Raw genomic sequence first — 10722 nt, forward strand, 5'->3', positions numbered from 1 at the left:
GCGAGGGCGACCCATGTCCTATCTCTTCGATCGCCGGTCGCTGATGCTGACCGGCGCGGCGGCCGCTTTCGCCGCCAACCCGGCCCCGGCCGCTTCCCGCGGAGCTTTCGACGCCATCGTCTCGACGGACGGAAGGAGCCGTGGCGTCGCCAAGACCTACGCCTCCCTCGCCGAGGCGCTGGACGCCGCGCCGGCTGTCAGCGACCAACCGTTCCGTATTCTGGTGACCGCTGGGACCTGGCGCGAGAAGGTGACGGTGACCAAGCCGAACGTCTGGCTGATCGGCGAGGGCCGCCAGGCCACCACCATTGTCCATGACGACTATGCCGGCGCCCGTCGTCCCGGCGGTCCGGCCGAGATCGCCACCCTGGTCGTCACCGCGCCCGGCTTCCGGGCCAAGCGGATGACCATCGCCAACGACTTCGACTATCCGCGCCACATGCCGCCCGAGGTCGATTACGACCGCACCGGCGCCAGCGGGGCGCAAGCCACGGCGCTGAAGCTGGGCCAAGGCTCGGACAAGGCCTATTTCGAGGACGTGGCCCTGACCGGCTGGCAGGACACCCTGTTCGCGGACGCAGGCCGCAGCGTGTTCCGCGAGTGCTATGTCAGCGGCTGCGTAGACTTCATCTACGGCATGGGCTTGGCGGTGTTCGACCATTGCGAGATCCGCTCGCGCACCCGGCCGGGCAAGGACTTCCACGGCTTCATCGCCGCGCCGGACACCGACCGCCGCCAGCCCTACGGTCTGGTCTTCCTGGACTGTCGCCTGACCCGCGATGCGGACATGCCCAGGCGCACGATGGCGCTGGGCCGGCCCTGGCGGCGCACCATGAGCTTCCCGGACGGTCGCTATGGCAACCCGGACGCCGTGGGGCAGGCCGCCTTCATCCGCTGCTGGATGGACGACCATATCGTCCCCGAAGGCTGGTATCCGATGCACTACAATCTGAAGGGCGGCCGGCGGGCCATGTACCAGCCCGAGGATGCGCGCCTGTTCGAATACGTCAGCAAGGGACCGGGCGCGGGCAAGCCTTCCAAGCGTCGCCGCCAGCTGTCGGCCGCGGAGGCGCGCAACTATACGATCCCGAAGCTGATGTCGGGCTGGAATCCGGTTTGAGGAGTGAAGCGATGGGCGGTTGCGGACGACGCGAAGTCCTGGTCGGCGGAGCCGCTCTCGCTGGAGGGCTGCTGGCCGGCGAGGCTCGGGCGATGACCAGGCTCCCCGGCCAGACCCGCTGGGTCTTCGACCGCCTGTCGAACATTGGCGGCGCCGACACCAGGGTCGAGGGCGACCCGATCCTGGTCGACAGCCCCTATGGCAAGGCCGTTCAGTTCGACGGCGTCGACGACCGCCTGGTCATCGGCAAACATCCGCTGGCGGGCATGGGCCAGTTCACCTTCGAGGCTCTGTTCCGTCCCGATGGCGGGGCTTTCGCCCAGCGCTGGTTCCACCTCAACGAGGAGGACCCGACGCCCGGCGCGCCGCCCTCGGTCACGCGCGTCCTGTTCGAGATCCGCGTCAAGGACGGCGCCTGGAGCCTGGACGCCTTCGCCACGGGGCAGGGCTACAAGCAGACCCTGCTGTTCCTGGACAAGACCTTCCCGATCGGCCCCTGGTACTGGGTGGCCCAGAGCTATGACGGCAAGACCTACCGGTCGTTCGTCAACGGCGAGCTGCAGGGCGAGGCCGACATCGCCTACCAGCCGCAAGGCCAGGGCCGCAGCTCGATCGGGGCCCGCATGAACAAGGTCGACTACTTCAAGGGCGCCGTCCGAGAGGCCCGCTTCACGCCCCGCGCCCTGGCGCCGCAAGCGCTGCGGAAGACGCGCTGACGGGCGCTTGATCGCCGCACCGACCTGGGGCGCGCCGAAATCCTCGACGTGCGTCCAAACATGGAGTTTCTCGGGAGTTTCAGGGGAGTGGCTCGACACGCGTTTTCATGAAGCGCCAAGCTATTTTCGTGCAGCCGTCGCCGATGGGGCCGCCTGTTGGACAGATCGACATCGAACCGGCATGCCGCCCACGACGCTCTAGGGACGCCGAGCAGGATCGACCTCTGAACCGTCAGGTCGCTGCCGGCGCGCGTCGAGCGCAAGGGTTTTTTGGCGGATCCGGCGCCGGTCTTCACGTCGTCGGCCGTCGAGGGCTAACGAACAGCGTATGTAGACTGGCTACGACCGGCACATACAGCTGGCGACCTAGCTTGAGCGCCGACCAGCCTAGAGCGTCCGGCACCGAGAGGTGGATAAGGTCGGGTCCGAAGGCCTCGATATCCCGCCTTGTGGATGCGGTAAGGCCGAACGAAACGCGGTAGTCGCTTCGGAACGGAATTCTCACCGACGGTACGGAAATCAGATCGCCGACCGGTTCAAACGCCGGGGTCCGCGAAGTCGGAGAATAGGTACTCGCCCCAGTGTCCAATGTGCTTTGCAGGTGACCAACCAGGCGGTTAAGGGACTTATTTGCTCCATCCAGGGTGTAGTTGTAGTTCCTGGAGAACAAAGCGATGCGTGGCGGCCTCCTGAAACGGGTGGCCACCATTCTATTCATTTCCATGTCTGTCCCCGTGCGGTGGCCTCGGTTTTCAATTCAGACGACGCGCGCGCCGCGCCACCACACGGATTTTGAAAATCTTTTGAGGCGTGCGTCGACGCATGCCGTCTTTCTGTGAAAGCGCCCCGCGAGCCCCCGTCGCGCGGATGTTTAGGCGGTGCGGTCCGGCGGATCTCTGAGGTTCGAAGCGCGATGCGGATAGTGGATGTCGCCGAATTCTATTCGCCGACCGGCGGGGGCGTGCGGACCTACATCGACCGTAAACTGGAGGCGGCCGCGCAGCTTGGTCACGAACTCTTCGTGATCGCGCCGGGCCCCCAGGATGCCTTCGAACAGCGCCAGGCTGGCGGGGTGATCCACGTTCGGTCCCCGAAACTGCCATTCGACGCCAACTATCACATGTTCTGGGATGCGGGGCCGGTGCACCGCTGGCTAGATCGACTGGCGCCCGATCTGGTCGAGGCGTCCTCGCCCTGGCGAGGCGCGTGGATTGTCGCCCGTTGGCGCGCTCCGGTCCCGCGCGCGATGTTCATGCATGCCGATCCCGTGGCCTCTTATCCCCAGCGCTGGCTTGCCCCTTTCGCCAGCCCACAGCGCATAGACCAGCTATTCGCGTGGTTCTGGCGTTACCTCCGCCAGTTGACCGGGCGCTTTGCGTCCGTCGTCACTGGAGGACCTTGGCTGGCCGATCGGCTGACGGGGCAGGGGATCGACGCGGTGGCCAGCGTTTCGCTAGGCATCGATCGCGAGGCCTTCTCGCCCGACATGCGCGACGCGGGGCTTCGGTCTCGTCTGTTGGCCGCCTGCAATTGCCCGGACGAGGCGAGACTGGTGCTCGGCGTCGGCCGTTTCCATCCTGAAAAGCGCTGGCCGATGGTCATTAAAGCGGTGAAGCGCGCCCGATGCGCCGCGCCGCTCGGCCTGGTTTTGATCGGCGACGGCATTGACCGTGCGCGCGTGGCCCGCGCCGCCGCCGGGGATCCCCACGTTCATATCCTGCCGCCGATCCGCGATCGGACGCTCCTGGCCGCGCACCTGGCGAGCGCCGACGCTCTGGTGCATGGCTGCGAGTCCGAAACCTTCGGGCTGATCCCGGCCGAGGCGATGGCCAGTGGCCTGCCCGTTGTCGGGCCTGATCGCGGTGGGTTCGCGCATATAGCGCGGCTGGAGACCTGCGAAATCTATCTCGCCGGCGACACTGTCGCCGCCGCGACCGCCATCGAACGTCTTTTCGCCCGAGACCCGCTCGCTTTGAAGAGCGCCGCGATCAAGGCATCGGTTGGCGTGCGGCGCGACATCGACCATTTCGCCGAGCTTTTTGAACACTACGGCGCCGTCGCGGCCGGAGTTCGGACATGACCGGAGGCGCGGAGGCCGACGGTGTCGACCAAGCCGCCTCGCGCGCGGCCGGCGGACGGACCCGGCGGCGATGGGTGTGGCTTGGCGGGCTTCTGTCGGTCGGGATGGTCGCGGCCATTGTCCTGCAGCTGGACGGCGCGACCGCGGAGGTACTGGCCACTATCGGCCGCTTGCCGCCGCTGGTCTGGCCAGCGCTCCTGCTGCTGTACCTCGTCCAGACGATCTCCGATTTCGCGATCTTTCGGCGGTTCTGGAACATGCCCCTCGAGGGCTTCGAGACTCTGCTGCGCAAGAACGTCATCAATGAAGTGGTGCTGGGCTACAGCGGCGAGGCCTATCTATATGTCTGGGCGCGACGGGCGGCGGGCGTCATCGCCGAGCCTTTCGCCGCCATCAAGGACGCCAACATCGTCTCGGCCTTGCTTGGCAACCTGTTGACGTTGGTTCTGGCGGCCGTCAGCCTGACGCAGCTCCGCGACATGGATTTCGCTCGGCGGATGGGGCCAGCCCTATGGTCGGGGATCATCCCGCTCGCCATCTCGCTAGGCGTCCTGCTCTTAAGGCGGCGAGTATTCTCGCTGCGCCCGTCTCAACTGACCTATGTCGGCCTTATCTGCTGTCTGCGCCTTGGGGTGTGGACCGCGCTGACCATCCTGGTCTGGCGTCTGGCTATGCCGGAAGTGCAGCCTGGCCTGTGGATCGTCCTGCTGGCGATCCGCTACCTGATCTCGCGCATCCCGCTGATCTCCAACAAGGATCTGGTGTTCGGCAACTTGATGCTGCTGCTGTTGGGCGCGCATTCGACCGTTGCCGTGTTGCTGGCGGCGCTCGCCCTGGTCACGCTGGTTCTACATCTGTCCGTGATCGTCGGGCTGGGCGCGCTCGATCTGACGCGTAGCTTGCGCCGCGCGAGCGGGGCGTCTTCGATCAAGGCCGGGGGTGTCCATGACTACTGATTGGCGCGCACGGATTCCTGGACGAGACATCTGGCGCGTGGGGCTGGTCCAGGCGCCGATCGCCCAGATTGCTCGGCTCGGTTTTTCCTCCGCCCCTCAGGTCCACTGGCTGGCCGAGGAGGCGAGGCTTAAGTTCCTGGCCGATCCCTTCGGCCTTTGGCGCGATGGGTGCCTGTACCTGTTCGTCGAAGCCTATGACTACCGAACTCGCCACGGCGTCATCGAGGTGATCGAACTTGGGTCGGACTTTTTGTCCCATCGACGGTCCGTGATCCTGCGCGAGCCCTGGCACCTGTCCTATCCGCAGGTCTTCGAGACCGACGGGCAAATTTGGATGCTCCCCGAGGGCCACCGATCGGGCGGGCTCACGCTTTACCGAGCGGCCGCGTTTCCCGACGTTTGGGAGCCGGTGGCGCGTTTCGAACTGGACACTCCCGCGATCGACGCCACCCCGTTCCGACACGGCGGGCTGTGGTGGCTGGCCTATTCTCCGACCGGCCCGCAGCGTTGGAAGCAGGGGCGCCTACACCTGGCCTTCGCCGAGCGTCTGACCGGGCCATGGCGCCCCCATGCCGGCAACCCCGTGCGCGACAGTCTGGCGTCATGCCGGCCTGGCGGCACGGTCTGGATGGAGGACGCCGCGCCGGTCCTGCCGGTGCAGGACTGCAGGCACACATACGGCGGCGGCGTCCGACAGTTGAAGATTTTGGAGCTGGGCCCTGATCGCTTCGAGGCCGAAGCCAGCGCACCGCTTGCGCCGCCGCCTGGCGTGGGGGGCTATTCGATGGGACTGCACACCCTGTCGGCCTGTGGTCCGGTCACCCTGTTCGACGTCAAGCGCATCGATCGCTCGCTGTGGGCGCCGCGCCGAGAGTCCGCGCCTTGCGCGTCCTGACCTTCTTGCACAGCTTCGAGCCTGGCGGGGTCGAGCGCATCGCGCTGCGGATGGTGCGTCATTGGCGCGAGCTGGGTGTCGATGCGCCGCTTTTCATGGGACGTCTCGAAGGGGGCATGCGCGACGACGTCGGCGCCGGCCTTGATCCGATCTCTCCGCCGGGCGCTGGTCCAGGCGTGGCCGGGATGGAAACGTTGTGGATGATCTGGACGCTTCCCAAGGTCGTGCGGCGGCTGCGTCCCGACGTCCTGTTCTGCGCGGGCAATACCTACGCGGTCATCGCGGTCGCGCTGAAGGTCCTACTGGGCCGCGACTGCCCGCCCATCGTGGTCAAGATCAGCAACGATCTCGACCGACGCGATCAGCCGCGCTGGTTCCGCTTCGCCTATCGCCTATGGCTCAAAATCCAGGGACGGCGCCTAGACCACTTCATCGGCATGGAAGCGCCGATGGCCGAGGAGATCGGTGACTGTCTGGGCGTGTCGGCTGACCGCGTCACGATCATTCCGGATCCCGCCCTGTCCGGACCGCTGATCGCCAGGTTGCGGGCAAGCCGGCAAGCCCCGCGAACCAATGGCGCCGGCCGCTGTTTCGTTTGCGTCGCCAGGCTCACGCCGCAGAAGAATATCGCCCTGATGTTGCGCGCCTTCGCGCGTGGAGCGCTCGCGGCCGATACGCTGACGATCATTGGTGATGGGCCCGAACGCGGAAAGCTCGAGCGTCTCGCGGTGGATCTTGGACTGAAAACGCGCGTGGTGTTCCGAGGTTACCTTCCAGATCCGGTCAACCAGCTGACGTCGTTCGACATCCTGCTGTTGTCGTCAGACTATGAAGGCGTGCCCGCGGTCGTCCTCGAAGGGCTGGCCGCGGGGCTTCCGATCGTGGCCACAGACTGCGGTCGAAGCATGAAGACCTTGCTGGGTCATGGCGACTTGGGTCTGCTTGTCGAGGTTGGTGACGAGCGAGCCCTTGCCGAGGCGATCGCGACGGTCCGGCCAGGATCCCAAGACGCGCAGAAAAGCCTGGCCTTAGCTCAGCGTTTTACAATCGAATCCGCCTGCGAAACCTATTTGTCCACCATGTCCCGACTTTGCCTCGCTCAGGTGACGAACGATGCTCGATAACGATTTTAAGAACGAGCTGGGGGATGAAACCGGGGAGGCCGTCCAGGTTTCATTACGGCGGGTGCTGTCGCTATTTAGTCCTTATCGACACCGCATCGCGGCGATAGCGGCGCTCATCACCTTAGGGGCGGCAGTCGGCCTGACGACCCCGTTCCTGCTGCGCGCGATCATCGATAAGGCGCTGCCTAACGGCGATATGGGTCTGCTCAGTCTCCTCGTCGCGGCCTTGATCGGCGTGGGGGCGATATCCGCGGTGATCAACGCGACCCACGCCATACTGTCCTCGCAGATCGGCCAAGCGGTCATGCATGACTTGCGTGTGCGGGTTTACGGACATCTCCAGTCACTCTCGCTGGGCTTCTTCACCCACGCCCGCGCTGGCGAAATCCAGTCGCGTATCGCCAACGACATTGGCGGGCTGCAATCTCTCGTCACCAACACCGCGCACGAGCTGGCCCGCAATCTCAGCCTCGTGATCATGACCAGCGTCGCCATGGTGTTGCTCGACTGGCGGCTGGCGCTGTTCTCGATGACGGTCATTCCGATCGTCGTGCGCCTGAGTGATCATGTCGGTCAGAAGCGCGAGGCCTACACCCATCGGCAACAGGAGCGGATGGCTGACCTTTCGTCGACGGTGCAGGAGACGCTTTCGATCTCGGGCGTCATCCTGGCCCGAACCATGGGGCGGAGAGATTTTCTCGTCCGACGCTTCGCCCGAACCTCGGCAGATGTCGGCGCGCTCGAGGTGCGCTCCAGCACGGCGGGTGAGTGGCAGTGGCAGCTCATCTATCTGCTGCTTCAGGTGCTACCGGCTCTGACCCTTCTCCTGGGCGGCTGGCTGATCAGCCGTGACGTGACGATCACCATCGGCACGCTCGTGGCGATGATCGCCCTGCAGGAGCAACTGCTCTGGCCCCTTGAGGAGGTTTTGCGCACGGGACTCGAAATTCGGACCACCCGAGCCCTATTCGCGCGCGTGTTCGATTATCTTGATCGGCCCGTGGAAATCGTCGAGCGCCCCGATGCTGTTGCGCTCCCGGCCGATCGCATGCGCGGCGCCGTCGCGATCGAGAATGTGAGCTTCGCCTACGACAAGGGCGGCGAGCCCACGTTGCGCGACGTCTCCATCGACATCCCCGCCGGATCGCACGTCGCCATCGTGGGCGCGACGGGGTCGGGCAAGACGACGCTCGGCTACCTTCTCGCGCGGTTGTATGACGTCGATCATGGGGCGATCCGGTTCGATGGCGTCGACATCCGGGACCTCAAACTCGCTTCGCTTAACGAAATGCTCGGCGTCGTGACGCAGGAGCCCTATCTGCTGAATGCGAGCATCGCCGACAACCTGCGCTTCGCCAGGCCCGACGCCACCGATGCGGATCTTGTCGCGGCGGCCCGCGCCGCACAGATCGCGGCGCAAATCGAGGCGTTGCCGGAAGGTTACGACACCATCGTCGGGGAGCGCGGCTATCGCTTTTCGGGCGGCGAGAAACAGCGGCTCGCGCTTGCTCGCACCATCCTGCGCGACCCGCCGATCCTGCTGCTCGACGAGGCGACCAGCGCGCTCGATACTCAGACCGAGCAGGCGATGAGCGCGGCGCTGGCGGCGCTGTCGAAGGGGCGGACCACCATCACGATCGCTCACCGGCTCTCCACCGTTCGCTCGGCGGACTTGATCGTCGTGATGAAACGCGGCCAGGTCGTTGAACGTGGGACGCATGACGGGCTCATGGCGCGGGGCGGCGCCTATGCGGCCCTGCTGCGGCCTGAAGAAGACTAGGGCGATCCAAGCGCGAACGCCCGGAACAGTCATCCGCTAGGCGGGCTCACCGCCAAGCCGCTCATGGATGAGCATGCGCGACCAGCGCACCCCGATCAGGTTTTCAGGCTAAAGAGGTTTGCCTGCGTGTCGGGATCGGCAGTGGCTTCGCCAGCGCGTTCCTGAAGCCAACGGGTGTAGGTCGCGAGGGATGTCGTCGTTTCCTCACCTCGAGAAGCCTTCACCTCAAGGCCACCTTCGCCGTACATGTCGCGCAGCTTCGCCACCGCATCCAAGGTCGTCGCCGCCTGTCGCGGCGACATGTCCGCCACATCGCTAAGCTGGGAACCTTTCCGTTCCGTTGGTCGCCGCCGCCGGTGGTCTTTATCGAGCGCTTGGTTCCCAGCTTCTTGGGCTTGGTCTCGCGGGCTCGGCGCTGACGCCCTTTCGACACGGGTAATCGCCGACTGGCGTAAGGCGTGCGCGGCCGCCAGCAGCGCGCTCAGCGGGGATGAAGATGTCATCGAGCCACCTACAGATAACGCCGCCAATCGATACGAAGCTGGTCACTCAGCGCTTTGTGAGCCCGCCGGTTAAGCCGAAGGTGTTGTTTGACCGCTCGATCCAGCCCTCGCTCAAGCGGGTGGGGCCGAAAGCCACTGTCCGCCATCACTGTCCTTGGCGTCATGGTTTGGCGGCCGGCTCGCCGCCCAAGGCCATATAGAGAACCATTTGGGCGTTGAGCTGATCAAAGCGGTTCTGAAGGACAGCGTTCTGGGCCACGCGCCGCCGCTCCTGGGCGTCCAATACCGTTCTTAGGGGAATAGCGCCGGCCTTGTACTGTTGGGCGTACAGGCTCTCGGCCTGACGGGCGGCGGACAGATCGCGAACGAGCTGCTCACCTTGCATCAGCGTCACGGCTCTGTTGGAAAGCGCGTTCTCGGTATCGCGCAGCGCATCGTAGAAGGTTTGCCGGAACTGTTCGACCGCGAGCTCATAGTCGACCTTCGCCACGCCGACGGACAACCGAGCGCGACGGGCGTCGAGAAACGGAAAGCTCACCCCTCCGGTCAAGCCCATGCTTGGCGCGCGAAGAACGTTGCTGAGCGCGCTGCTCACGCCGCCGGCTGAGCCGGTGAGCGTAAAGCGGGGATAGGTATCGGCCAGCGCCGCGTCCTGCGCGGCTAGCGCGCGGCGAAGCCTAGCCTGCGCTGCCGCCAAGTCCGGGCGCCGAACCAGCAGGTCCGACGGGAGTCCCGCTGGGATCTCGGGCAGGTTGGCCGTCGGGAGCGCCTTCGGCTCCGGTCCATTATAGGCGTGTTCGCCGAGCAGCGCCGCGAGGGCGTTTCGCGCCTCCGTGCGAGCTTGCTCGAGTCGAATGCGTTGGGCTTCTTGCGATGCAATGCTTTGCTCGGCGTCCTTCATCTCGACAGCCGAGGCCGCTCCGGCCTGATACCGGCGGGCGACGAGGTCGAAGGTGCGTTGGGCGTTCATCAGACTCTGGTCGCCGAGCGCCATGCGCTCGTTCGCCAGCGCCAGCTGCCACCAGGCGCTCGCCGCCGAGCCAACCAAGGCCAGGCGCGTGGCCTCCAGATCCTGCTGGCTGGCTCGGGCCTCCCAACGCTCCATGTCGCGCTGAGCCGCCAGGCGGCCAAAGAGGTCCAACTCCCAACTCGTCGTGATCGCGGCGCTCGAGGACAACGACGACTGTCGTCGGCCCGTCATGGGCTGGCTAAGGCCATGGGAGACATCCGCGACGATGGTCGGCTTCAAGCGCTGACTCGCCAGGTCCAGCGATAGGCGCGCGCGCTTGAGGCGAAGGCCGGCGGCGGCGAGACCGGGATTGCGCGTTGTCACCTGGTCAATGAGCTGGTCCATGCGCGGGTCACCGAGTGTTTTCCACCACATCGTCGGCCGTGGCGCGGGTTCGGACGGCGCGGCTGCCTGCCATGTCGGCGCGGTCGCCGTCGCGGGAGGAGTATAGGCGGCATGGGGGGCGAGGGCGCACCCCGCCAGGAGGGCGGTGATCGGCAGTAGCGCCGCCGAATGGCGGAGACCGGGAATAGTCATGG

Annotated in this window: 10 protein-coding genes; 7 read left to right on the forward strand and 3 right to left on the reverse strand. The window is 65.8% G+C overall.

Going from position 1 to position 10722, the window contains the following annotated elements; translation table 11 throughout:
• Window positions 1–13 precede the first annotated feature (13 nt).
• Both AC07R7_RS09810 and AC07R7_RS09815 read left to right on the forward strand, forming a co-directional pair.
• The gene (locus AC07R7_RS09810; protein WP_494635004.1) at window positions 14–1120 is read left to right on the forward strand and encodes a pectinesterase family protein; all 1107 of its coding nucleotides are present in this window, start codon (window positions 14–16) and stop codon (window positions 1118–1120) included.
• Between the two features lie 92 nt (window positions 1121–1212).
• Window positions 1213–1836 (forward strand): LamG-like jellyroll fold domain-containing protein, encoded by a 624-nt coding sequence (locus tag AC07R7_RS09815; protein ID WP_492887827.1) that lies wholly within the window; start codon window positions 1213–1215, stop codon window positions 1834–1836.
• 292 nt (window positions 1837–2128) lie between these two features.
• Here AC07R7_RS09815 and AC07R7_RS09820 read toward each other — a convergent pair whose 3' ends face one another.
• The gene (locus tag AC07R7_RS09820; protein WP_494635005.1) at window positions 2129–2560 is read right to left on the reverse strand and encodes a glycosyltransferase; all 432 of its coding nucleotides are present in this window, start codon (window positions 2558–2560) and stop codon (window positions 2129–2131) included.
• Window positions 2561–2749: 189 nt separating this feature from the next.
• On the opposite strand from AC07R7_RS09820, the gene AC07R7_RS09825 reads away from it, so the two are divergent.
• The 5 genes from AC07R7_RS09825 to AC07R7_RS09845 are packed head-to-tail and all read left to right on the forward strand — an operon-like array spanning window position 2750 to window position 8671.
• Window positions 2750–3916 carry a glycosyltransferase gene (locus AC07R7_RS09825; protein ID WP_494635006.1) on the forward strand — a complete coding sequence of 389 codons (1167 nt, stop codon included), beginning with the start codon at window positions 2750–2752 and terminating at the stop codon, window positions 3914–3916.
• Entirely contained in the window at window positions 3913–4872 is a 960-nt protein-coding gene (locus tag AC07R7_RS09830; RefSeq protein ID WP_494635007.1) for a hypothetical protein, read from the forward strand. Before AC07R7_RS09825 ends, AC07R7_RS09830 begins: the two co-directional genes overlap by 4 nt.
• A gap of 37 nt (window positions 4873–4909) precedes the next feature.
• Window positions 4910–5767, forward strand: a complete 858-nt coding sequence (locus tag AC07R7_RS09835) for a glucosamine inositolphosphorylceramide transferase family protein (RefSeq protein ID WP_494635008.1) — start codon at window positions 4910–4912, stop codon at window positions 5765–5767.
• Window positions 5755–6891, forward strand: coding sequence for a glycosyltransferase (locus AC07R7_RS09840; protein WP_494635009.1), 1137 nt, complete (start codon window positions 5755–5757; stop codon window positions 6889–6891). The genes AC07R7_RS09835 and AC07R7_RS09840 overlap by 13 nt, the downstream gene beginning before the upstream one ends.
• The gene (locus AC07R7_RS09845; RefSeq protein ID WP_494635010.1) at window positions 6881–8671 is read left to right on the forward strand and encodes an ABC transporter ATP-binding protein; all 1791 of its coding nucleotides are present in this window, start codon (window positions 6881–6883) and stop codon (window positions 8669–8671) included. Before AC07R7_RS09840 ends, AC07R7_RS09845 begins: the two co-directional genes overlap by 11 nt.
• 95 nt (window positions 8672–8766) lie before the next feature.
• On the opposite strand, the gene AC07R7_RS09850 is transcribed toward AC07R7_RS09845, so the two are convergent.
• Both AC07R7_RS09850 and AC07R7_RS09855 read right to left on the reverse strand, forming a co-directional pair.
• Complete coding sequence (locus AC07R7_RS09850; protein WP_494635011.1) at window positions 8767–8973, reverse strand: hypothetical protein; 207 nt, start codon at window positions 8971–8973, stop codon at window positions 8767–8769.
• Window positions 8974–9334: 361 nt separating this feature from the next.
• A complete protein-coding gene (locus tag AC07R7_RS09855) occupies window positions 9335–10720 on the reverse strand; it encodes an efflux transporter outer membrane subunit (protein WP_494635012.1) in 1386 nt (461 codons plus the stop codon).
• Between the last annotated feature and the right edge of the window lie 2 nt (window positions 10721–10722).

The organism is Caulobacter sp. GW821-FHT05F04 (assembly GCF_059419665.1).